This is a genomic window from Streptomyces xylophagus (genome assembly GCF_000716435.1).
Taxonomy (GTDB): domain Bacteria; phylum Actinomycetota; class Actinomycetes; order Streptomycetales; family Streptomycetaceae; genus Streptomyces; species Streptomyces xylophagus.
In genome coordinates this window covers 36,522-58,934 of sequence record NZ_JNWO01000041.1, presented here as the reverse complement: position 1 = coordinate 58,934, position 22,413 = coordinate 36,522, and the positions used below count along the sequence as shown (strand labels likewise).

The 22,413-nt window shown below is 68.9% G+C and carries 17 protein-coding genes and 2 pseudogenes; 10 read left to right on the top strand and 9 right to left on the bottom strand.

Going from position 1 to position 22,413, the window contains the following annotated elements:
• The 4 genes and pseudogenes from OO70_RS47020 to OO70_RS47005 all read left to right on the top strand — a co-directional run.
• Nucleotides 1-840: pseudogene (locus OO70_RS47020) on the top strand (amidohydrolase family protein); the annotation flags it as partial.
• A 66-nt stretch (nucleotides 841-906) separates the two neighbouring features.
• Complete coding sequence (locus OO70_RS47015) at nucleotides 907-1,776, top strand: hypothetical protein (RefSeq protein ID WP_043686645.1); 870 nt, start codon at nucleotides 907-909, stop codon at nucleotides 1,774-1,776.
• Between the two features lie 45 nt (nucleotides 1,777-1,821).
• Nucleotides 1,822-2,049: a hypothetical protein gene (locus tag OO70_RS47010; RefSeq protein WP_043686643.1), complete on the top strand. Its 228-nt coding sequence runs from the start codon at nucleotides 1,822-1,824 to the stop codon at nucleotides 2,047-2,049.
• A 144-nt stretch (nucleotides 2,050-2,193) separates the two neighbouring features.
• Complete coding sequence (locus OO70_RS47005; RefSeq protein WP_158711622.1) at nucleotides 2,194-5,139, top strand: hypothetical protein; 2,946 nt, start codon at nucleotides 2,194-2,196, stop codon at nucleotides 5,137-5,139.
• 161 nt (nucleotides 5,140-5,300) lie between these two features.
• Here the strand turns inward: OO70_RS47005 and OO70_RS47000 are convergent, their stop codons facing one another.
• The 9 genes and pseudogenes from OO70_RS47000 to OO70_RS46960 form a co-directional block, all read right to left on the bottom strand.
• Nucleotides 5,301-5,612 carry a type II toxin-antitoxin system PemK/MazF family toxin gene (locus tag OO70_RS47000; RefSeq protein ID WP_078651846.1) on the bottom strand — a complete coding sequence of 104 codons (312 nt, stop codon included), beginning with the start codon at nucleotides 5,610-5,612 and terminating at the stop codon, nucleotides 5,301-5,303.
• Nucleotides 5,609-5,794, bottom strand: a complete 186-nt coding sequence (locus tag OO70_RS46995) for a hypothetical protein (RefSeq protein ID WP_043686642.1) — start codon at nucleotides 5,792-5,794, stop codon at nucleotides 5,609-5,611. The genes OO70_RS47000 and OO70_RS46995 overlap by 4 nt, the downstream gene beginning before the upstream one ends.
• Nucleotides 5,795-6,030: 236 nt before the next feature.
• Complete coding sequence (locus OO70_RS46990; RefSeq protein ID WP_043686640.1) at nucleotides 6,031-7,608, bottom strand: hypothetical protein; 1,578 nt, start codon at nucleotides 7,606-7,608, stop codon at nucleotides 6,031-6,033.
• Between the two features lie 362 nt (nucleotides 7,609-7,970).
• Nucleotides 7,971-8,255 (bottom strand): annotated as a pseudogene (locus OO70_RS46985) (aldo/keto reductase); the annotation flags it as partial.
• 318 nt (nucleotides 8,256-8,573) lie between these two features.
• Nucleotides 8,574-10,790, bottom strand: coding sequence for a hypothetical protein (locus OO70_RS46980; protein ID WP_158711621.1), 2,217 nt, complete (start codon nucleotides 10,788-10,790; stop codon nucleotides 8,574-8,576).
• 217 nt (nucleotides 10,791-11,007) lie between these two features.
• On the bottom strand, nucleotides 11,008-12,309 hold the full coding sequence (locus OO70_RS46975; RefSeq protein ID WP_043686635.1) for a hypothetical protein: 1,302 nt from the start codon (nucleotides 12,307-12,309) through the stop codon (nucleotides 11,008-11,010).
• 261 nt (nucleotides 12,310-12,570) lie between these two features.
• Nucleotides 12,571-13,530, bottom strand: coding sequence for a hypothetical protein (locus tag OO70_RS46970; RefSeq protein WP_043686634.1), 960 nt, complete (start codon nucleotides 13,528-13,530; stop codon nucleotides 12,571-12,573).
• Nucleotides 13,531-14,067: 537 nt separating this feature from the next.
• A complete protein-coding gene (locus OO70_RS46965) occupies nucleotides 14,068-14,472 on the bottom strand; it encodes a hypothetical protein (protein ID WP_051742320.1) in 405 nt (134 codons plus the stop codon).
• Entirely contained in the window at nucleotides 14,400-16,307 is a 1,908-nt protein-coding gene (locus tag OO70_RS46960; protein WP_043686631.1) for a hypothetical protein, read from the bottom strand. Before OO70_RS46960 ends, OO70_RS46965 begins: the two co-directional genes overlap by 73 nt.
• A gap of 121 nt (nucleotides 16,308-16,428) precedes the next feature.
• On the opposite strand from OO70_RS46960, the gene OO70_RS46955 reads away from it, so the two are divergent.
• The 6 genes from OO70_RS46955 to OO70_RS53295 all read left to right on the top strand — a co-directional run bounded on the left by OO70_RS46955 (nucleotide 16,429) and on the right by OO70_RS53295 (nucleotide 22,371).
• Nucleotides 16,429-17,121 (top strand): RNA polymerase sigma factor, encoded by a 693-nt coding sequence (locus tag OO70_RS46955; RefSeq protein WP_234337108.1) that lies wholly within the window; start codon nucleotides 16,429-16,431, stop codon nucleotides 17,119-17,121.
• Nucleotides 17,122-17,279: 158 nt separating this feature from the next.
• Nucleotides 17,280-17,495: a hypothetical protein gene (locus OO70_RS55005; protein ID WP_158711620.1), complete on the top strand. Its 216-nt coding sequence runs from the start codon at nucleotides 17,280-17,282 to the stop codon at nucleotides 17,493-17,495.
• A gap of 191 nt (nucleotides 17,496-17,686) precedes the next feature.
• Complete coding sequence (locus tag OO70_RS46950; protein ID WP_043686626.1) at nucleotides 17,687-18,034, top strand: hypothetical protein; 348 nt, start codon at nucleotides 17,687-17,689, stop codon at nucleotides 18,032-18,034.
• Between the two features lie 542 nt (nucleotides 18,035-18,576).
• A complete protein-coding gene (locus OO70_RS46940) occupies nucleotides 18,577-20,082 on the top strand; it encodes a hypothetical protein (RefSeq protein WP_051742319.1) in 1,506 nt (501 codons plus the stop codon).
• A 268-nt stretch (nucleotides 20,083-20,350) separates the two neighbouring features.
• Nucleotides 20,351-20,869, top strand: coding sequence for a hypothetical protein (locus OO70_RS46935; protein WP_043686623.1), 519 nt, complete (start codon nucleotides 20,351-20,353; stop codon nucleotides 20,867-20,869).
• Nucleotides 20,869-22,371: a 3'-5' exonuclease gene (locus OO70_RS53295; protein ID WP_078651845.1), complete on the top strand. Its 1,503-nt coding sequence runs from the start codon at nucleotides 20,869-20,871 to the stop codon at nucleotides 22,369-22,371. The genes OO70_RS46935 and OO70_RS53295 overlap by 1 nt, the downstream gene beginning before the upstream one ends.
• Nucleotides 22,372-22,413 lie beyond the last annotated feature (42 nt).

Below are 22,413 nucleotides of genomic sequence, written 5' to 3'. Positions count from 1 at the left end.
CCGCACCGACTGCTGCTCCACCTGGCCGAGGGCACAGACCAGGCGGCTCGGGACCACTTCCTGGCCCTGAAACTCAAGGACGACCAGTGGGCGATCAACGAGAACCTGGTCGGCATCCACTGCACCGGCCTGAAGGCCGAGGACTTCCAGGTTCTGGCCGGTCACGGCGGCTCGATGGTGTGGTCGCCGCTGTCGAACCTGCTGCTGTACGGGCAGACCGCCGACATCGCCGCCGCCCGCAAGGCCGGCGTGCTCATCGGGCTGGGCTCGGACTGGTCGGTCTCCGGCAGCAAGGGAATGCTGGGCGAGCTCAAAGCCGCCCGCCTGGCCGACGGCACAGCCCGCTACGGCACCCGTGACCTGGTCGGGGCGATCCACCCGCACGCAGCCGTAGAAGACGTGCCGTCGGCAGGGGCGGTTGAGCGCGTCGTCCACCTCCAGGACGCGAACGCCGACCCCATCGTGGCCGGGCTGTCCTTGGCCGAGGCGACGCATCGACTGGCCACGGCCCTGGCTGACCTGCCTGCGCTCGCCGCTCGCGCCGACGGAGCTCCACCCCTGACAGGTTTCGCGACAGATGGCGTGCGCTGGCAGCTGGCCCTCGACGAGCTCGCCCCCACCGGAGCCGAACTGCGCCCGCGCCTGCCCCTGCTCACCGCTGCCGGAGAAACAGGACCGACTGGACCGGAGGTAGGTCTCGCTGCGGCCGCGGCACCTCTGGCCCCTGTCGTCCTGGACGGACTGACGGCCGGCGCCGACGCCGCGTTTCTTTCTGCCCTCGCCCAAGAGGGCAACCTGCCCGCCGACTACGGCAGACACCTCTCCCGACTACTGACCTGACGCTGCGCGCGTTGCCCGTCCGGCGCAACAGCCCCGGGCACGGATCTCACAGAACAGGAGTACGGCATGCTCGTCATCAACCTCGCCCTGGTGTCCCAGACCAGCCAGATCACCGCCTCCCAGCTCAACCGGGTGGCCGCAGCCTTGCAGAAACAGGCGATGCGGGACTTCGCTCCGATCTGGAACGTCCATGCCACCGTCGACGCGTTCGACTCCCTCCACGATGTTCCACCCGGCTACTGGCCCATGATCGTCAAGGACGACATCCAGCAGCCCGGAGCCGCCGGCGTCCACCTCGACCACAACGGGCAGCCCCTCTCGCTGATTGAGTACAGCGACAGCTGGTCGTTGACCGCCAGTCACGAAATGCTGGAGATGCTCGGCGACCCCGGCGGCAACCGGCTCGTCGCCGGTCAGTCCCCCAAGCCCGGCCAAGGCGTGGTGGAGTTCCTGGTCGAGGTCGCCGACCCGTCGGAGGCCCCGGAGAACGGCTACACCATCAACGGCCTGCTGGTGTCGGACTTCTTCACCCCGAACTTCTATGACCCCGTTGCTGCGCCAGGGGTGCGCTACAGCTTCACCGGCGCCGTCGACGGCCCCCGCAAGATCCTTTCCGGTGGGTACATCAGCTGGCACGACCCGGTCGGCGACCACTGGTGGCAGCAGGTCTGGTTCGGCACACAGGAGCCAGTGTTCCGCGACCTGGGCCGCCTGACCGCCCGGGCCGGCAGCCTGCGCTCCGCCATCGACTCACGCACCCAGACCATCTCGCGCATCGCCAACAGCGGTCCGCAGTCGGCGCTCTTCGCCACCGCTCTCACCCGGACAGCCGCGGTGAAGGAAGCCACCGCAGCTCGTGCCGACCGGTGGAGCGGCCGAATCGAGGAACTGCAGTCCCAGCCTGTCGTCGAGGGCACCTGGGAAGGCGGCGAGTAGAACAATGCCCAGCAGCACCAGGCCGCCCAGGACGGAGGGCGCACCATGGCGGGTGATGAGAAACGTGGCCAGGACCGTGCAGACGAGCTCCAGGAAGTAATCGACCAGCTCACCTCCGGCGCGGCTGCGCCCGGTGGCGCGGCGCCGACCGGGCCTCACGGTGAAAGCCTGCGCGAGATCGTTCACCGCCGGATGCAACAACTGGACGCCGAGGCCAAGGTCGAGAAGGAGCGCACTGCGACCGCGCCGGAATCGGACGACGACTCCTCGTAGGTTCCTTGATCGCGGCGGTAGGGGCTGTCTCAGCTTGTACCGCCGCGATCGAACGGCTCGTCACCTCCTGCTCGGCGACCTCGTCCCCGTTGGCGACAGCACATGGCGTCACCCAGCACGACCCACCTTCAAGGAGTGGCTCGTATGCCCTCAACGGAGAAGCCACAGCGCCGGATCGAAGCAACTACTGCGTTTTTCTGGGCAGTTGGTGCTGTCCTGCCAGCGGTTGGCGGCCTTTGGTATTTCCTGGCCGAGGCACCACGAGTGGGCCTGGCCCGGCTGCAATTGGCAGGATCGGCCGACCAGGCCTTCGCCATCTGCGAAAGACGCCTGTCTGCCTGCCAGGATGCACTGACGGCGTATTACACCCTCGTCGCGTGCTGCACGATCAGTCTCCTGTTGATCTTCTGGTTGAGCTATTTCACCTTCCCCAGCAAGCGTGGACGGTACGTCGCGGTGCTGGCGATGATCGTGACGGCGGTGGGTGGCCTCTGCGGTGCGGGGGAGAACTCCCTGATCAAACACGGCTTGGGTCTTGGCCAGGAGCAGGCAGGAAACGGCTGGTTCGCCATGGCGGCCGGACTGGCGGCCCTCAAGTGGCTGATCGCCATGCTTACGATCCTGGCCCTCTACCAGTGGCTCATCGCCTTGTCGCGCGCTGGACGCGTAGCCCTTCCGACTGTGCGGCGACGGCTGCGACGTCAACCGCAGGCAGACCCGACTACCGCGACCGTCACTTGCAAAAGACGCCATGGGAACGACCGTCCGGCCGTAGTTCCGTCGTGGCCCGTTGCTCTGGAGCCGGACGGAACACCGTGGCCGACCATTCCCGACAACAAGTACGACGCTCCGCAAGAGACACCGTCGCACTGGCGCTATGAGGGTACGACGGCCCCCGGACGCCAGAACGCGGACACCGGCATCTGCGTCTCCGGAGGCGGAATCCGGTCCGCCTGCGTGACGCTGGGCGCCCTCCAGGCGCTGCGAAAAACTCTAACGAAGGCCAGCTACCTGGTCTCGGTCTCCGGCGGCGGCTACGCCGTGGGTGCCATGCAGCTGGCGTTGTCCGACAAGGAGGGGGAAAGCGTCGGCCCGTCGACCGGGAACGCCTTCGAACCCGGCTCGGTCGAAGAAGACCATCTGCGCCGGCACTCCAAGTACGTCGCCGACGGCACGGGGGAGTGGCTCGTCGCGCTCGGCGTGCTGCTGCGTGGTCTGCTCGCCTCACTGTTCCTGCTGGGTACCGCCACCGCCCTGCTGGGCCTTGGCCTGAGCTGGGCCTATCACCTTGTACCGGTCACCGACCTGAATCACCTGGCCGCCCCCGGCACCCGCTTCTGCCCGAACCACTGCACCCCACTTCCACGGCCCGTCTTTCGGCATCCGGCCGTGTGGGCCGTCCTCGGCCTGTTCGCCGCCGCCGCTGGCACCTGGCTGATCTGGCTCTTCGCCACCACGTGGTCCCGTAAGGAAAAACTCGGGATCTTCTTCGCCAGAGCCTTCCGTCTACTGGTCGTTCTCGCCGTAGCGCTGGCCACCACGGTGATCCTCGTACCGCTGCTGTCCTGGTGGACTATCCACCTCCAACTCCAGCTCAAAGTCAGCCGCCCCCAGACAGGTGCAGGCATCGGCGCGACCATCCTGATCAGCTATGCGATCGCGCTCATCACCACCCTGTGGAGGCGGCGTCAGACGCTGCGCAGCGGCCTGTCCAAAATCACCGACCTACTCCGCGGTAAACCCGGCCTGGCCCGAGCCGTCCCCAACGGCTTCACCCAATACCTGCTGGTCTGGGCCGTGCTCGCCCTGCTGGCAGCCGGCTTCCTGCTCCTGCTGGGATGGTCCACGGCCACCGGGTGGTCCTGGCCGACGTGGGCGCAGGTCGCCGTTCCCGGGATCCTGCTGGTCCTCGGCTCCAGCCTGGACCAGACTTGGATGAGTCTGCACCCCTTCTATCGCCGCCGCCTTGCCTCGTGCTTCGCCGTCCGCCGCAGCGAGGATCCTGGTCAACCGGGTGTCCAGATCGCCGAGCCGTACAACTTCGACACCGAGACCACGACGCTCAGCACTTACGGCGGCAAGCGTTCCAAGTTCCCCCAGGTCATCTTCGCCGCGGCAGCCAACCTCTCGGGCGCCAGCCGTACGCCTCCCGGCCGGCGAGCGGTGTCCTTCACCTTCTCCCGCGACTACGTCGGAAGCCCCGATGTCGGCTACGCCTGCACCGCGTGCTTGGAGACGCAAACCAAGCAGCACATCGCCCGAGACCTGACCGTTCAGTCGGCCATGGCGATCTCCGGGGCCGCGTTCGCCTCGGCCATGGGCGCTCAAGCCCGCGCCTTCCAGACCTTCTTTGCCCTGTCCAACGCTCGCCTGGGCAGCTGGCTGCCGAACCCCTCCGCGTTGGCCGAGCGATGGGCAGACGACGCCCCATGGTGGTTGTCGCCTCCACCCTCGATCCGGCGGCTGCCCTATCTGCTGCGCGAGGTTTTCGGCCGCTACCCGATGGATGACCGCCTGCTCCTCGTCACTGACGGCGGCCACTACGAAAACCTCGGCCTCGTCGAACTGCTACGCCAGGGCGTCCGGACGGCGATCTGCATCGACGCCAGCGGCGACACACCACCTTTCGCCACCACCCTGGCCGAAGCCATCGCCCTGGCATACGAAGAACTCGGCGTCACCATCACCCTGGACCACCCAGAGACGCTGATCCCCGGCAGCGGCAAACCACTCTCGCCGCCCAGCATCCTGTCGGACATCAACACACGACTGTCCAAGACAGCCGTGATCACCGGAACCATCACCTATCCCAAGGACTTGGAGATCAAGGGCGAAAAAGGCCAAACCACGTGGACTGGCAGAGAGGGAAGGCTGATCGTCGCTCGTGCGACGCTGACTGGCGATCTGCCGTACCAACTGCTTTCCTACGCGGCAGCCCACCCGGTCTTCCCCCGTGACAGCACGAGCGACCAGTGGTTCGACCACGAGCAATTCGACGCTTACCAGACCCTCGGGCGCTGTATCGGTGCCGAAGTTCAGAACCGGCTGGAGACGCCCTCGTCGGCAGACAGTTACCCGATGAAGCCTTGACTCTTGAGCGTAAAAGCGCACATCCCGGGGAAGCGGATCAAACTGACGAAGACCGTCATAAGGCGTGGTCTTATGGAAACGACCCATTGCCGTGTCGTCCGGACGACGGACGCTCTGACGTCTGCTTTTCCTCTGGGCTGCCGGTGATGGCGGTCGTGGGGTCAGAGGTCGAGGACGGCGCGAAGTGCGTTGTCGACGAGTTCTTGCTGTTCGGGGCCGATGTTTCCGTGCGCTGTGCCGGTTTCGAAGCGGAGGGTGGAGAGCTGTAGGAGATTGACGGCGACGGCGGAGGCATCGACGGGAGTGGTCAGACGAACGCTCATCGCAGTGTCGGGGTGCTGTGCCGGGGCATGCAGGACCAGGACGACGACAGCACCGTAAGCGTCGGCGAGTCCGTCGAGGCTGACGACGAGAACGGTGCGCGTGCCTTTCCCGGTGTCGACGTCCCAGACGTCGCCCTTGCGGATGATCACAGGGCGTCGCCTTCGCCTGCCAGGTCGAGGGGGGCGATGGAGGCGAGCTTGCGCGCGGCATCGAGGGTCATCTGACGTCGCACGGCTCGCACGATGTAGTCGTTGAGGGAGGGGGCGCCGGCGGCGGCGTCGCGCAGTTGTTTGTCCATGGCGTCGGGGATCCGCAAAGTGATGGCAGTCATGGTGTCAATTCTAGTGGCAAGAGTGCCATCACCTACAGCCGTGGGGCGGTAGGCGGAGGCTGACGCTGCGGCACTGGGCCGGGTCAGGCCTCGGAGTGGCCCTGTTTGCCCTGTGTGTGCAGCACGCTCGGCCGGGCAGCCTCGGCCGAGCGTGCTGCACACACTGCCCGCGGCCTGATCAACCGGCCACGGTGCCGGCGACGATTCCTCGAACTCGCCGGTGCGGCGCCAGCGCTTCAGGAATTTTGCAGGTATGCCGCCAGCTTGCCGATGAGCCGGGCGGCGTTGTCCAGGCCGCGGGCCGTCTCGCCCAGGTCACCGGCGAGGAGCTTCTGCAGGGCTTGCCCAGTTTCCTGGCCTTCCTGCCCGCTGGAGGTGTCGGACCAGGGGCCAGGGACGGTCGTACCCCGGTATCCAACGGGGTCGCCCCCGACCGAGGTACGGTAGCCGGTGAAGTCGGCGGCGCCATGCGCCGGCCCGGCGGTGGACTCGGCGGCCAGGAACTGGACCCGGGAAAGCTGGGTCTGCTCGGAGCCGTGGTTGTCGGTGATGCTCAGACGGTAGTGGGCGTAGGACGCGGGGGAGACGACGGAGTACTCCTTCGTCTCGTATCGCTGCCTGAAGTGTTCGCAGGTGCGGGAGTCCACGGTCGTCCAGTGACCGCCGTCGTGCGATCCCTGGAGTTCCCACTCCTCCGGATCCCGCTCGGGGGCGTCGTTCGCCGAGGTCAGCCGGTAAACGGTGACTGCGGCAGGGTGCGCAAGGGTGAAGTCCAGCACGGCGGAGTCACCGTCCCCCAGCCATTTGCTCCGGGACTTGCTGAGCAGGTTCTCCGCGACCTCGCCCGCCGCGTCGAACTCGTCGCTCGCTTCGATGCCGACCACCGCACGCGTGATGTCCCGCAGTTCACCGGTGGGTTTCCGCACATCGGGACTGTCTGCGGAGCTCAGAACAACTGAGGCGGCGGTGCCTCGCCGGTCGGTCCAGGACACGCGCTCCACGGGCGCCCCTCCGTCGTCGAGCAGCAACCGCAGCTCGCCGGAGGGGGACCAGGTGCCGCCATGCCCCTCCTCGGTGGAGAACCGGTGCAGCCGGGCCGCGGTCGTGCCCTCGGGGTAGGCCCAGCGGTCGGCGAGCGAGCCGCGGTACTCGGTGACCGCGCCGTCGGCGGTCCTGCGGTGTCCCAGGAAACCGGTCAGGTCCGCGCGCAGCCCGATCGCCGCCTCCGAGCCGTCCGCCCCGCGCCACGCGAGGTGCGCGGGCATGGCACGCTCGCCCATGTCGATGTGGACGAGCAGTCGGGGCGCGGGCTGCCAGGCGGTGGCGCCGGGAGCACGGACCTCGGCACTGAAGGCGATGACGGACCGGTTGGCCGCCCGGGCCGCCCTGGCGCGCTCCGCCTGGTCTCGATCGTGTGCGGGGACCACGGTCACGGCGCGCAGCCGCAGCAGTGCGTCCGAGCCCTCCGGACTGCGTACCTCGAGAACGTTGGCACCGGTGGCCAGCAGTCCCCCCGGTGCACTGAGGACGATGTCCTGCGGGTCGCTGTGCGTTCCGTCCGCCGGTATCGCCAACTGCTCCGCGAGGGCCTTGCCGTTGAGCAGGACGTCCATCGGAGCGCTCGTCCCGAGAACGGTGACCGTGACGACGACCTCGTCGTTCTCCTCCCGCCCATCGACCGTGAAGTCCACCTTGATGTGACCGCCGGCACCCAGCGCGAGGTGTGAGGAAGCGATGCCGCAACGGTGGTGGGTGACCACGGCGTTCGAGAGCTGGGCCGGGTTGCTGGAGAAGTCGGCGAAAACGGGTTCCATACGTGTCCCTAAGTCGTTCGGGATGTACCGGGGTTACCGGTCGAGATGTGCGTTGCGCGGCCTTGCGGCCCGCGACGCCTGCAAAACGTACCGGCAGTCACTGACAACGGACCTTGGACGACCATGAGTTGAGCCCCAATGAGCATCAACAGGGCAGTCCCTTTGTCCACGCGAGGGAGACCAGGCCCCTGGGTTCACGCATCGGCACCCTCGGCCCACCCGCGGGTTAAAGGGGCCGCAGGGTCCCCGCCTCCTTGCCGAAGACGGGGGACGCCGGTGGGGGCCTTCATACTCGGGAGCCGATCAAGCAAGCCGACGACCTGCTGCCTTAACACGCTGCGCAGCAGGTCGGGGAGGTGGGGTCAGTCGGTCGTGAAGCCCACCAGAATCTCGGCCGGGTAGCGGCTGCCGGCCGAACCGTGCGGCAGTATCTCGGCGATCTGCGCGAGGTCTGCGCCGGTGAGGTCGACCTCGGCGGCGCCGGCGTTCTCCTCCAGGCGAAGGGCGCTGCGCGTGCCGGGGATCGGGACGACGTCCTCGCCCTGGTGGAGCAGCCAGGCCAGCGCGAGTTGGGCGGTGGCGACGCCCTTGGTGGCGGCGAACCCCTTGAGCTGCTCGGTGGCGCGCAGGTTGTAGGGATGACCGCCGCCCCGGGACGTCGTGGCAGGCGCGGACGCCTCGCAGTCCGTGACCCGCATGGTCACCTGATGCCCGACCAGCCCCAGACGCCCGACGGCCGAGACGGCCATGTAGACGGTGACACCGAAGAGGGAAATGGCGATCACAACGCAGAGGACAGTTCCGAAGACCTGCTTCCGCCCGGTGCGCACCGTGGTGTGCTTGGTCACTGCCCGATCCTACGAACCCACTGCTGGCAGGCTGGCAGCGCCCCTTGTCGATGGTCAATTACGTGACCACTGGTACTGGAAGAAGGTCAGTGGTGGGCAGGGTCGTGCTCCGCGACTCTATTGACGCCCGCGGGGCCAGAAGAAGTACCCGAGGGTGAGTGCTGCGATGACGATCGCGGACACGCTCCCCGCCGCCCACATCGCCGCGTCCCGCGACTGGAAGAACCCGGCCTGGAGGACCTGCACGACACCCGACATCCCAGCGGCCGCGATCACGGCCAGGAATACCTCCAGCTTCGCCCGCTGTCTGTCTTCCCGCCGCTCCTCTTCCTGGATCTCCTGCTCTTCGCGCTGCCTGGCCAGCTTGGTGATGGTTGACCCGAGCTGGTCCTTTGCCACCTCCTCGATCATGGCGTTGAGCTCCGCGGCCCGCTGGTGAAAGGTCGACCCGTCCAGTACACGCCGCAGGACGCCCGCCACTACTGGCGACGAGACCAGCGTCGGCGAGCGGATGTGGGTGATTGTCGACCTGACCGACAGGGCGAAGTCGTTGAGACGGATCCTCTCGGCGTCGAGTTCGTGCGCGAGCGCCCGAAGGGCCTGCGAACTGCCGCTCTGGTCCCGCTCCGCCGCGTCGACCCGCGCTCTGAACGCCTCCACGCGCTGGTAGTGGTCGACTAGTTCGAGGGACCAGCCCGTGAACAGTCCGTCGAGGGAGGCGACGAACTCCACCACGTGGCCCCGGCTGTTGTGGGTGAAGTCCGCCATCCCCGGGGCGATGATCGCCGTGGTGTTCGAGGTCAGCACAATCTGCTCGCCGGTCAACCCGGTGATGGTGGTGGTCAGGTCGTTGGCGCGCGTGTACCGAGCCCACTCCACAATGGAACCGATCAGGTGTGTGACTGGGTTGGTCAGCAGTTGGGCACCCATCACTCCCTGGAGGCCGGCGGCGGTGCGTACCTCCTGCCGCGCGTCCCCGGCCGGCCCCCGCATGGTGGAGGCCGCGTTGACCGCGACTACGACGTGGAACATCCCCGGGCTCGCCAGGGCACGCGAGCCGGCCCGGCCCCCGGCGTCACCCAAGCGCTCGCACACGTCCTCGGCGAGGTCCAATGCGAGGTCCGACAGCCGCCGCCACCGAGCGGACTGGCCAGTCCGGAAGGTAACGCGGGCCACCCCGTACTCCGGCGCGGCCCGCAGCATCGCCGCGTAGAGGTCAGCGGGGCCGGCGTCCACGATCTCCCGGCTGAGGCGAACGTAGTGGTTGCCGAGTCGGGAGAAGCGGATCTCCGCCCGGACCTGCCCGACTGGGCGGCCGTCCATGCTGCTGACCAGCACGTCAGGCAGCTCGACCTGTGCGCCGCCGTACCGCCGTTTGAAGGCATCCGAGCCGTTCCAGACGTCGTCCAGGTTCAGCGAGCTGTTGACGGAGACCGGCCTGGTTCCCCCCAGCTCCCAATCGGCGCACCGTGTGGCGACGGCGTCGAGAACCTCCTGCGGCGGGACTCCGCGCACCGTGAACGGGTAGAGATACACGATCTTCCCGTGATCCACGCGCAGCCACGGGTCGTCCTTCCGCTCAGCCAGCGACACCAACGCCAGCCGGTGCGCCCGAAGTTCGCTCAGGTAACCGAAGTCAGTGACGCGGCCTCCGGCTTCGGCCGACTCAATCTGCGCGATCGCCTGGTCGAGCGGCTCGCCCGTCGCAAGGAACTCCCGGACCCCGCGCACCGCGCAGGCGACCGCCACACCGCACACGTCGTCGATCTCCGCGATCCGCATGAGGAGATAGCGGCTGAGATCGGGAAGGCCGTCCGCTGCCTGCCGCGCGAGTTCGCCAGCTTCGCGGGCCTTAACCACGGCCGCGTCCAACGCCGCCTGCTGGGCGTCCAACTGCCCGGTGGCCATCGCGTTCTCCGCGTGGATCTGCGCCGCGACGCTCTCCATCAGAGCTACCACCGCCCGCCCGGACAGCTGGTCCGCGGCCTCCAGACGCGCCCCACGCTCCCGCACGCACCGGGAGGCCGCTTCCAACGTCTCCCACAGGGGCTCGAAATGGTAGGAGATATTCCATTCCGCTTCCACCACGGTGAGGAGGAACAGCAGAAGGAATGGAACACCGCCAGGCGCGATCGCGGCCTTCTCCCACTGTCGAAGGATCTCGGCAGTGGGAGCCTCGGTCCGGTCAACCAACCGGCGCCCTGGCGACGGCTGATCTGGCACCGGATGAGCATCCTCCTGCGGCAGCAAGACCAGGCGCTCGGTCTCCACCTGCAGACCTGCCAGCCACTCACGCAATGGCCGTAACTCCCCTGTTGCCAGGGCTTCCAACATGGGGCGGTGCACCCTCCGATGGTAGAAGCCCAATGCGGCGCAGGAGGCGTTTTCTGAAGTGTTGGAGGGAGACGCTGCCCTGGGCGAAATAGTCGTCTGACGACGAGCTCATGACGCATCGCCAGGGACCGCGCCTTTCAGCATGCCGCCCGGGTGGCCCTGGGAACAGAAAACCCGTAGCAGGACCGCCCAGGCGCGACCTCGGCCGAGTGCCCGGTCAGCACCCGTACTGGGCGAGCACGACCCGGGTGGCCCGGTCCACGGGACGCAGCGGGTGCATACCGCCGTCCTCCGCCGGGCCCAGGCGCAGTGTCGTACCGCCGCCGACGGGGGTGACGATGAGGACGCGGTCCTCGACGCGCGCCTGGACGGCGTCGCGGCGGTACGGGCTGGCGGCGAGGCAATCGTCGACGTACTCACGCTCGAAGCGGTCGTAGGGGCCCGCGAAAAAGTGATCCGCGACCGGCCCCTGCCACTGTCCGATGAGCAACGCGAAGAAGGCAGCAACGACGCCCGGCACCACGGCACGGGCACCAGGCGCCTGGATCAGCTTCGGCCCGAACCGGTAGACGATCCCGATGCCGAGGACCGCGATGGCACCGGCCCCCAGCAGCAACATTGCGCCGTGGGACGCCAACAGGTGGGCGCTCTTGCCGAAGGTGAGCGGCAGCGCGCTGCATACCAACACCAGCCACCCCAGCCCGGCCAGCGTCGCGATCTGGAACACGTTGGGCCTGGCCGGCCACGCCGGCCGGTGCGGGACCAGGGCCTGTTCGCGCGTCACCCACCGGCCGACGCCGCGCGCCCTGCCCGCCGACGGGAGGACGCCGTCCGCGTGGTGTTCGACGAGCAAGGCCAGGACCGCGTCACCGAAAGCGGCGACCCGCTGGTGAACAGCGAACCGGTCGCTCGCCAGCCGGTTGAACTCGTCCAACCGGTCGGGCCGTACGCGCGTGGCCCGGCCCCGGGGGAAGGCGCGGTTCAGCGGGTGACCGGGGTCGGGGAAGCCGGGCAGCGTGGGAGCGGACCGGCCGGCGCTGCCGACGAGCTCGTCGACCGTACTGGCGCCCGGGGCGGGGATGAACGACTCGTACATCCGGTCGCGTTGCCGGTGGCCGCGAAGGCTGGCCTGCAGGGCCTCGGCCTGCTCGATCACCGCGTCAAGCAGCGGCTCGGCCGGTGCGCCGCGCATCCGCTCCAGGGAAGACCGGCCGGGGATCGCCCGCCACACCCCGCCGAGCCGGTTCAGGGCCTGGTCCTTCCACACGTCCCGCAAGCACGGCCACACCCGGGCGGCGGGAAGCCGTCGGGGCGGGCGCCGGCCGCGCAGATGCGCGCGAAGCAGCGTCACGGCGCTGCGCAGATAGTCGGCCTCGGCCACGTACTGGATCGCGACGGCGGATTCGCGTACCTCGCGGGTGGCACCGTTGGCGATCTCGTCGAAGCGCTGGGCGGCGGCGTTGGCCGCATCACCCTGTGCGCGCAGTTCGGCGATCGCCCGCTGCCATCCGCCGCTCATCCCCGCCCCCTTCACTCCGTCCGCACCGTGCCGCCCAGAAGGCTACCGGCCTGGTCCGACACCGAGCGCGGTCGTTGCCCTCACTCACCTGGAGAACCCCGGCCGCCTGGCAGTGACCACCGCCACCGTGTTCGACGGGCCGCCGGAGCCACTGCCGCGATGCGAGCGGCGGACCTGACGATCTGGCCGAACGCCTTCGTGCACGTACATCCGGGTGTCGGTCGAGGACGTACGTACGGGCGGCGAAGTCCCCTGGACTGCCTACTCGTTGGCGGCGGGTGGTTGTCCCATCAGCCAGGCGTGGGCGGCCTCGATGGAGTTCTTAGAGTGAGCGAACCTGACGCCGAGCTGGAAGTGCTTGTCCGCAAGCCCCGGCCAGCCGCCGGCCGTCTTCGCCGCGGCCTGGAATGCCTCGGTGATGTTGTTCGCGACCTCGATGTAGACGCCGGAGCCGGGTGCCACCCACTGGTCGACGACGTCACGGACCGCGTCGATCATCGCCTGGTCCAGGCGTTGCGGTTTGTCCGCGAGGTCGACTCCCAGCCCCCATACGAGGCTCCGCATCGCCACGGTCTCCCAGTTGTCCTCGCCCCCGGCGTACAGCCGGCCGCTCTGCATCCGCCCGGAGCGCCCGTGCTCCTCCTCGGCGTGCTGCCGGGCCAGTCGGTGGAGGGCGACGAGGAGCGAGGCGACGGCCGTCGGGCTGGCGTCCGTGAAGGCGGACTGCAGCCGGACCAGGTCGTGGTCGGACGCGGGTACCACGGGGCGCAAGGGCCCCCGCTCACGATCCAGCTCCTCAAGGGAGGTCGCCTCGACGCCGCGTTCTTCGGCGTTCGCACACAGGTAGATCGCGGTGCCGACGGCGAACCAGCCGCGGTCGTGGGCGTCGACGAGACGGAACGGGTAGAAGGCCTCCTCCGTCGTCGGCTCATTCTCGCCTCCGGTACGGGGCAGGCTGTTGTTGCGCAGGCTCGGGTGCGCCTGGTCCGTACGAGCGGTCGCATCCGGGTCCGTGGTGAGGATCTGCTCGGCGGATTCCCTCTGCAAGGCCTGGACGGTGACGTGCCGTTCAGTGATGGCCGGGTACCGGGCCGCGAGCGCGGCGAGGATCGCGACCGCGGCGTCCCGCAGGAAGCTCTGCAGGGTCTCGGTGGTCCAGCGGCGCCGCGCGGACACCTGGACAAGCAGCATGCCCGGCCGGTGCCCGGCCAGCGGGGCCATGCCGGACTCCCGGGTGGGCCGGGGCCCATATACCTCGGCGTACGCCCGGTACCAGCCCGTGTCCGGATCGACAAGGTAGTCGACGGCGTTCCGATCACCTGCGCAGCGTCCAGACCCTCGGGCCCGGGCGGCAGCATGGTGACCACCATCAGCGGTGCGGTGAACAGGTCGGTGCTGTCGCCCAGGCCCAGCGGGTCGTCCGCCATCGGAACGCCCTCGGGGGGCCGGTGCCCGACGTCGGGCACGTTGTGTGAGTCGAACGCGGGGGCGGCGTCGTTGTACGCCATCCCCGTCACGGCCATCTCGGTCCGGATCTTCCGCTTCCGCGCGCGGTCCTTCGTCATGCCCAATCCACACTGCGGCGCGTCCCACGCTCGCACCGCTCCAGATCAGGGAGACGGGTTACCGCACGCGATTCCGAGAACCTTGCCCGGGACTTCGAGGCTCGGGCGTGGGCCGCGCGCCTCTCGGGCTCCGGCGTACGTGCACGCCTCATGGCCATCGTATCGGTGGCGTGCGCGCGGAGAGTGACAGTGGCTAGACCGGCTCCAGGGCTCCGGCCGGTGCCGGATCGGGCGTCGCGCCGGGGGCGTGTTTGAGGGCCTGCCTGGCCTCGACGGCCTTCTCCTGCGGGCAGTTCTCCCAGTGCTTGTGGCCCGCGATGCAGGCCGTCAGCTCGCGCAGTTTCGACCACAGCCGCTCGTACTCGGTCTTCTGGTCCGGCGTCCATCTTTCAGTGGCGGGGCGCGCCGCGTTGCGCCACCGGTCGGTGTCGTTGAAGCCCGCGTGGGGGGCCGATGACCAGGCTAGTTCCTTCTGGAAGCGGTGAAGTGCGGCGTAGGTCTCGTGCAGCTCCTTCTGCGCCGCGGTCAAGTCGTCTGGGAACGCGAACGGGTCGTAGGGCTTCTCGGCGGTGGTTTCGGGCGGGGTGGTACTCGGCATGGACTGGATGTTAGTTCGACGCTCTGACATCGGTCGGGTTCCAGCGCGAGTCGCTGTGGCCGGACACCGGCCGAAGCGCGGCCCGCCGCCGGACACGCACGTGTCAGTGCCGGCGGCGATGATGTCTCCATGACGACCACCATGCGGAGTTTCGCCCTCACCTGGACCGACTCCGACGGCACGCCCCGGGCGTCCGCCGTCGCATACGACGAGCCCAGTGCCGGCCAGCGCAGGACCGAACTGGAGCGGGCGGGCGCCACCCGCATCGAAGTCGTGCCCGTCAAGCCCGGGGAGCTACCCGAACCGAAGGGGTGATCCCCGGGGTCCTGCGGGTTCAGGGCCGGGCCGTCGCCTTGGGCTTCGCGAAGGGGGGTTGTCTCCCACGCCTGGTCGAGGACCGGGTTCATCGCCAGGGGGTGGTCGCCGAGCGCGGAACGCAGCGACCAGCCGCCGCCCGGCGTAGAAGCACCGGCCTGGGCGCCGGCGAGCAGGATCGCCGACAGCGAGGTGTCCGCGACCGTGACGGCGTCCTCCACCTCGCCGATCGCCGCGATCGTCGTGGACACGGCGCCCGCCGGGAACACGGAGCGGAACTCCGGCGCGTTGATCAGGTGATACGGCTCCATGGTGACGATCATGCCGAGGACCGGACGGTCGGCGGGGATGTGCGCGAACTCCTCCTTGCCGGCCGCGATGAGCGTGGCGGTCCTGTCGATCTGGCCGAACGCCTTCTCCAGCTTGGTGGTGAGCTCGGTGGCGAAGTCCTTCGGCCCGAGCCGCAACGGCATGGTGGGCCGCACGGACTTCACCTCGACGAGCAGCACCAGGTCGTCGAAGACGACGATCCAGTCGACGCTCTTCTTCTCGCCCTTGCCCTCGGTGTAGACGACCTCGGGGTGCACCAGGGCGTCGGGCAGCAGGCGCAGTTGGCGGCCGACGTACTGCTCGAACAGCTCGCCCAGGTCGTTGGCGAAGGCTCCGCCCAGGCCTTCGAGACCGGTGAAGTACAGGCCCAGGGGACTGGCCTTCGCCATCACGGCCGCGGGCACCGGGATGAGGTAGCCGGGGCCGTACCCGGTGACGAGGGGACGTCCGCGCAGCGGGTTGTAGGAGAACCGGCGCAGGGCCGGATCCAGAGCGGGGGCTCCTGCCGCCCGCGCCTGCGCGGCCGCCGCAGCCTCCTCGTTCTTCAGAGTCTGGACGTCGGTGGCGAACTGGCGGTCGATCGCGGCCGCGAGGGCGCCAGGGGTGGTGAGGCCCGTGAAGGCGTCCAGGCCGCCGTCGAGCCACTCGGGGACGAAGCGTCCGTCCTTGTGGGTGGCGGCGGCGAAGAGCAGCTGGGCGATGCCGACGTAGTCCGTGAGGGAGCAGCCCAGCAGCTGGATGTCCCAGCCGGGCTGAATGACCTTGAGGGCCTTGGTGGGCGTGGTCTGCAGGAACAGGGCGATGGACCGGGAGAGTTCGGAGAACTCCGGTTCCTGCCAGACGAGTTGCTGGCCTCCCAGGCGCAGCAGGAAGCCCTCCATGCGCTGGCCGACCGGCTCGCGCCGCATCGGCTCCTCCAGCGCGAAGTAGTAGCCGAGGATCTCGTCCAGGTCGGCCTCGGTGGCCGGCCCGCCGCGGTGTTCGTTGCCGCGGGTCAGGGAGACCCAGGCGACGTCGGCGAGGGCCCACGGTCCGTGAGTGCTCGCCTTCGGGTGCCCGCGCATCTCGCGTGGCGTGGGGAGGTTCCCGCTGGTCGCCGCGATCAGGGGCAGCAGCGAGCTCGGCGGGTGCCGGCGCACTCGCTGGACGTACTCGTGGTCGGCTGTCGGGTACGGGCGGATCGGACTCATGGCATTAGATTCTGCGCCTCAACTCAGGGGCGAGGCACTGGGCCGCCACCCACCCGCCGCATGACGGCGTCAATTGCTGACCAGGGGTTTCACACTTCGTGTCCCCCCTACGTCGACGTACGTGTCGGCAGGGGACCAGCCCGGGCACAAGGATGTGTCGCCGACGCACGAAGACAGGGAGAACAGCAAGGTGACGGTTGAGAGTTCGGGGCCACTCCCGGCGCCGAGGCGGAGCAAGCTCAAGGTGCTCCAGGCGATCGCAAGGAAGCGCGAGCAGACTCAGGATGAGGCCAGGACCGAGGTCCTGCGGCGCCTTGGCGACCGCCGTGCGTATTGGCATGCCGTGATCCGGCAGCGCGTACCAGGCCGGTACGTCGAGGACGTGTACGGACAGGTGACCGTCCGAATATCGGCCTACATCGCGAAGACCGATCCGCGAACCATCAAGGACATCGACGCGTACATCGCGACGACCTGCGTCAACTGCGCCATCGACCAGTTGCGCCGGTCCAAGTCTGAGGCAGCGGTCCTGATCAAGGTGGGCATCCCGCCCGAGGGCGTCAGCGACACCGACGAGGTGGTCGAAAGTGAGGGCTACCTTCTGATCCGGAAGGTCATGGCGGAACTCCTGACCAACCGTCAGCATCTCGTGTACGTGCTGCGTCACGTTAAGGAGCTCAATTCCCGCGAGATCGGCGAAGCCCTGGGCATCAAGCCGACACTGGCGCGCAAGGAATTGGAGGCGGCACAAAAAGCGCTCGCCAAGGAGGAAGTAAAGCGACGCCTGCGAAGTCTTTTGCACGAGCAGCTGTAGCAGGTATTCCCCCCAGCACCGGCGGCACGTCCGTCCCGGTCCTCCCCTCGGACGGACCGCCGGCGCACGAGGGGATATCAGTTCCCCCGCGTGAGGCCTTGCACTGATCACCTCACAGACCGTCCAGTGCAAGGCCGTGACCAAGACCAAGGAGTCCCGTGATACAGCAACTGCGCTTCCTCACCCGCATCGTCACCACTTTCCTGATAGGCGGATGCATATCGCTCGTCCGTCGAATCGAGAACGCGCGGACGCCTGCGCCGATATGGAATGACCCCGGCGTGATTTCCGCCGTGAAGGGCGACACCCTTCAGGGATCCGATGCCCGTCAGGCGAGCCGGATAGCCGAAATAACCGGACCGAACGTTGCGTAACAGAAACATATGCGGCATTCGTCCACGCTCCAGCCTCCGATGACCCTCGGGAGGAAATAGGCCCAGCGAGATAGTCCTCTCGTCCACTGACGCGCCCATGCGGCGAGAAGGTGCCGGGACCTGCGGTTTCACACTCGGGTTCCGGCTCTCGTCGTATCTGACGTAAGGACCCCGGACATCAGGAGTTGCTCATGGCCGCCACCCCCGCCCCGGCAGTCGAAGTCTTCGAGAGAGACCTCGACGCGCTCCTCAGAGTTGTCAAGGGTGAGCTTGCGACGAAGAAGGACGAGACCAGGGCCGCTCGCGGACGATTGCGCCAAGTCGCCCGTCGACACCGCCACCAGCGCTATCAGAAGGTCGCCGGGACGGTGTGCGAGATCGCACCGCGCGTCCTCGTCTACGCTCTCGCCCTCGCCGGCTTCACGGCCTTCGGAACCGCCCTGGCGCTCCTCGTCATAGGCGGCACCACCGACGTCGCCCTGACGTTGTTCACCGTGGCCGCAGCGGCCTGGGGCATGGGCGCGGCACTGCACCGGTAGTTGAACCAACCGAACCCCGAACTGAGGGGTACTCGCAGGCCTATTCGCGGGCTGGCTTCATGAACGGCCACGGCCATGCGGTTCGCCTCCGGAGTGAGGCTGGCCGCGTGCGGGAACGCACCAACTGGCCGGTGCGGCATACCGGATCCAGGTCTGCAGACCATCCGCCGAGGTAGTTCGGTGGAACGGCGGGGTATCCATCACGGGCGTCCGGCCGAATCGAATGCCTCGACCGTGATACCGAAGAGGCTCGGGGACTTCGCCATGAAGCCATCCTGAACGATCCGCTGCCCGGCGTGGCCGGAAACGGGCACTCGCTGTCAGTGGCGGCCGCTATCGTGTGGGACACGGGTCGTGCACCGGCCCAAGCCCGCCTCAGCCCATGACTGTTGGCAGTTGAGGCGAAGGTACGCGGGACCTAAGAGTCCGGGCGCATCAGTGCGAAGAACACCGCCGATTGGCGCAGTTACCGATCACCGCAGTCAATTTCTCACGCGCGTGCATCGGGTCATGGGTCCGTGCACGCCAGTTGAGGACTGCCGATGGTCAGGAACCAGCGGAAAAAGAGCAGGGACAAGAAGCGCGCCGCGGCAACCGGCGCGTCCCGGGCGTCCGCCGCGACGGGGAACGTACACCTCCACGAGCCGCTGCCGGACATGACCGTACTCGGCCAACTGCCGTACGCGGCCAGGCATGACGTCGAAACCGGCTTCGCCGCGCGCCTGGTCGCCGCCTGCCGGGCCTCCTGCCAGCCCTGCCAGAAATCCCTGGCGGCAACGCTCCGCACCAAACAGCGCGCGACCCTCGCCGCACTCGCCGGAGCCGCATACGGGGAACTCGCGGGCACCGGCGGCGGCATGACGTTCACGGACGCGGCGCCCACCACCAGGTCATGGGCGCGCCTCGCCCGGACGGCCAAGGCGGGGCAGGACACCGGTGAGGCCCTGGCCGCCGTGGAGGCGATGGACGACGCGGCCGTCTCCGATCTCCTGGAGAACGCCCTCGACCACTGGACGATGGGCACGCCGCTGCCCGCGCACATCCTCGCGGGGCCGGCCGAAGGACCGAGGCCGTCGTCGGCCGGGACGAAGCACTTCCACATCGAACCCGACACCGACCTGATGACGGGGCTGCTGCCGTACGTACCGGGCTGGGAGGTCGACTACGCCCTGGCAACCCGCGTGGTCAGTGTGTGCTGGGAGGGATGCGAGTCGTGCCGGGCGGCCCTCACTCCGAAGGTCGTTGCTGACCGTGCCACCCTCGCCGGAATCGCCGGCGCCATCTTCCTGACGTCATCGGCCGCCCCGAGCGCGCCCTCTGTGGGTCCGGCTGCCCGGGCGTGGATCGAGCGCGCGAGCGACGCGGCCCGCACCAGCCGGGCCGAGGAGACTCTGCGCGCCGTCGCCGAGTTGAGCGAGGAGGACGCCGCGGACCTGCTGAAGGTGTCGCTCGACGCCTGGGCCGTCTCCGGGGCGGCGTATCCCGCGGTCGGGCTGCTCCGGGACCTCGCAGCCCAGCAACAGCGTCCGACGGATCCGGTGGACACGTTCCGCGAGGCCGGGATCAAGGTCGTCACCTTGGATGACCTGGGGCTCGGCGACGACATCGACCCCTACCACCTGGCCCCGAACTACGGGGTGGTCCTGATGCAGACGACTACGCCCGACGGGCAGCCGATGCCGATGCTCGTCCTCTATCCCGAGACCGAGGACGCCGGGATCGAGGACCTGGAGCGGCGCACCACCTGGGAGCACTGGGGTCTGCATGACATGCCGGACATGGACCCGCACTGGCGGCTGCGCGCGAACGTCGCCGACCGCTCCCTGTCGGGGCTGGTGCATGTCGGTCCGGACGGCGAGGACGACGTCGAGCTGTGGCGGGCCGCCGAGTCCGTCAGTCTGCCGACGGCTGCGTGGGACCTGTACGACCGCGTCCAGCACGTGCTGATCGCCGGACCGGTCAAGGACGCCGATGCTCCTGGTGCACTCCAGGCCGCGGGCGACGCGGGTGAACTCCTGGCCGTCGTCGCGCGCGTGAGTTTCCACTGAACAGCTACAGCTATGTCCGGTTCGACGCGGGCAAGACCGCCGCGGACCAGGACAAGGACTGACCGCCTCATCTCCGGTCGAAAAATAGGAACTTGCCCAGGCCAGGGGCTCACGGCCTCGGTGCCGTCCGGCGCATACGCACCTGCGCCAGGGGAGCCCTGACCGCGCCGGGCGGCACCCGGGGGACCGGGGCCGGCGAAGGCCCCCAGCACCCACCAGCCCCGGCCTCGCCCCCACCAATTCGTTGACGAGCAGACAGGACGATCCCTTGCCCCACCCCGACGAGGTGAACCTCTCGCAGATCGCCCGCATGGCCGGTGTCGGCCGCGCGGCCGTCGTCAACTGGCGTCGCCGCCACGGCGGTCTGAACGCCACCAGCGGCACCCAGGAGTCGCCGACCTTCTCCCGCAAGGCCGCCGAACAGTGGCTGCGCGCACTCGGCAAACTCCCCCAGACCGGCACGGCCGAGCCCGCCACGCTCGCCTTCGAGGGCGGGCAGACGGTCACCGCGTACGTCCCGGACCTGCGCGTGCCCGGCCCCGGGGATCGGTACGGCCAGTACGAGGAGTTCGGCGGCTACATCGTCGCCGAGGGCCGCGATGGAATCCCGTGGCCCCGGGCTTCGGTGCGGATCGACGTCCCCGGCCAGGCGCCGTACGCGGTGACTGACGCGAACGTCGACATCAGCTACGCGGGCGGCGACTGGCAGTACCTGAGCCTGATCTGGCCCGCCTCACGCCGCCAGTTGCTGGCCACCCCCACCACGGGACCGACGAAGGAGCGTTGATGACCGAGACCACGCAGACCACGACCACGGAGACGACCTCCGAGGAGACGCCGCCGCCGGAGGAGCTGGGGGGCTGGCGGATCGCGGAGCTCCTGACCGAGCACGCCGGCGTCGAGGTGACGATGGCCGACATCGACGAACTCGTCGCCACCAAGCACCTGGTCGTACTCCGCCACTACAAACGCAGGCCCGTGTACAAGACGGCGGCCGCGCTCGCCCTCGATGCCGACCTGGTGCGGTCGGTGGTCGCCGAGCGGACCGCGTGGGAGGAGGCGAGCGTCACCAGGGACGCGGCGGCCGCCCGGATCGGCTGGCACTGGACGGACATCGCGCGGATGGGCGAGGAGGGCCGTATCACGATGGGCAAGCGCGGCCGCTACCTGATCGCCGACGTGGACGCGCTCGCGGCCGAGGCCGACGGCGAGCAGTACATCACCGCGCAGTCCGCCGCCGAGGACGTGCTGGAGATCCGCTACCCCTCCGACTGGAAGTACGTCGAGTCCGCCGGGTGGATCCGGCCCGCCGACACCTACGAGCGCGAGGTCGGCCGCAGCCGCACCATCACCGTGGCGCTGTACCGGCTCGGCGACGTCCGCGCCGTACGGGACCTGCCGGGCGTGGACTGGGAATCCGTGCGCGGGCTGCCCAAAGGCGCGGTATCGCCGCTGCGCGAGTACGCGGCGCTCGCCCCCACTCGGGCCGCCGTGGTGAAGGCGTTCGCGCAGGGGCTCGCGGACCGGCACCGTACGACGGTGTGGGCCTGGAACTCCCCGTACTCGGGCGGCTGGGAGCTGGACTGGGAGCGCGTCGACGGCGGGCCGACCGAGCAGGAGGTCCTGCGGGAGCTGTTCGCCGACCCGGCCACCGCCGCGTACGCCGGCGAGATCACCCTGTGCCCGGTGTGGGGCGAGGTGACCCGCATCGCGTGCGAGCTCCTGCAGCCGGACGCTGCGGTCATCATCGACACCGAGACCACCGATCTGCCCGGGCAAGTGATCGAGATCGCCGCGATCGACGCGGCCACCGGCAAGAAGCTGATGGACACGCTCGTCAAGCCGACCGAGCCGATCAGTGACGGCGCGCGCTGGGTGCACGGCATCACCGACGAGATGGTGGCCGACGCCCGCCCCTTCGAGAAGGTCCTTCCGAGGCTCCGCACGGTCACCAGGGGCAAGACCATCTGCGCGTACAACGCCGACTTCGACCGGGGAGTCGTGCTCGGCGACGTCCGGCGGGCCGGGAAGAAGCCGATGCACCTGGAGCCCTCGGACTCCTGGTTCTGCCTCATGGAGGCGTACAAGGACTGGACCGGATCTTTCCGGTGGCTCCGGCTCGGCGGCCGCCACCGTGCCCTCGGCGACTGCGAATCCGCGAGGAAGGTGCTGATCGAGATGTCCAAGGGCCGGGGCTCTACGTTCACGCCGACCCCGCCCGCACCGGGCGACCCCGTTGCCGGGCCGCCTGCCGGCACCATAGTGGCGGTCATAGCGCTACCTGTCTGAGCCGTGGAGACCATGGCCTGGGCGACGCCGAAAGCCTGACGG

Bases quoted from the DNA above. Each gene is read 5' to 3' on its own strand.
- OO70_RS47015 (WP_043686645.1), top strand. From the start codon at position 907: ATGCTCGTCATCAACCTCGCCCTGGTGTCCCAGACCAGCCAGATCACC.
- OO70_RS47010 (WP_043686643.1), top strand. From the start codon at position 1,822: ATGGCGGGTGATGAGAAACGTGGCCAGGACCGTGCAGACGAGCTCCAG.
- OO70_RS47005 (WP_158711622.1), top strand. From the start codon at position 2,194: ATGCCCTCAACGGAGAAGCCACAGCGCCGGATCGAAGCAACTACTGCG.
- OO70_RS46995 (WP_043686642.1), bottom strand. From the start codon at position 5,794: ATGACTGCCATCACTTTGCGGATCCCCGACGCCATGGACAAACAACTG.
- OO70_RS46990 (WP_043686640.1), bottom strand. From the start codon at position 7,608: ATGGAACCCGTTTTCGCCGACTTCTCCAGCAACCCGGCCCAGCTCTCG.
- OO70_RS46980 (WP_158711621.1), bottom strand. From the start codon at position 10,790: ATGTTGGAAGCCCTGGCAACAGGGGAGTTACGGCCATTGCGTGAGTGG.
- OO70_RS46975 (WP_043686635.1), bottom strand. From the start codon at position 12,309: ATGAGCGGCGGATGGCAGCGGGCGATCGCCGAACTGCGCGCACAGGGT.
- OO70_RS46970 (WP_043686634.1), bottom strand. From the start codon at position 13,530: ATGGCCCCGCTGGCCGGGCACCGGCCGGGCATGCTGCTTGTCCAGGTG.
- OO70_RS46965 (WP_051742320.1), bottom strand. From the start codon at position 14,472: ATGCCGAGTACCACCCCGCCCGAAACCACCGCCGAGAAGCCCTACGAC.
- OO70_RS46960 (WP_043686631.1), bottom strand. From the start codon at position 16,307: ATGAGTCCGATCCGCCCGTACCCGACAGCCGACCACGAGTACGTCCAG.
- OO70_RS46950 (WP_043686626.1), top strand. From the start codon at position 17,687: ATGGCCGCCACCCCCGCCCCGGCAGTCGAAGTCTTCGAGAGAGACCTC.
- OO70_RS46940 (WP_051742319.1), top strand. From the start codon at position 18,577: ATGGTCAGGAACCAGCGGAAAAAGAGCAGGGACAAGAAGCGCGCCGCG.
- OO70_RS53295 (WP_078651845.1), top strand. From the start codon at position 20,869: ATGACCGAGACCACGCAGACCACGACCACGGAGACGACCTCCGAGGAG.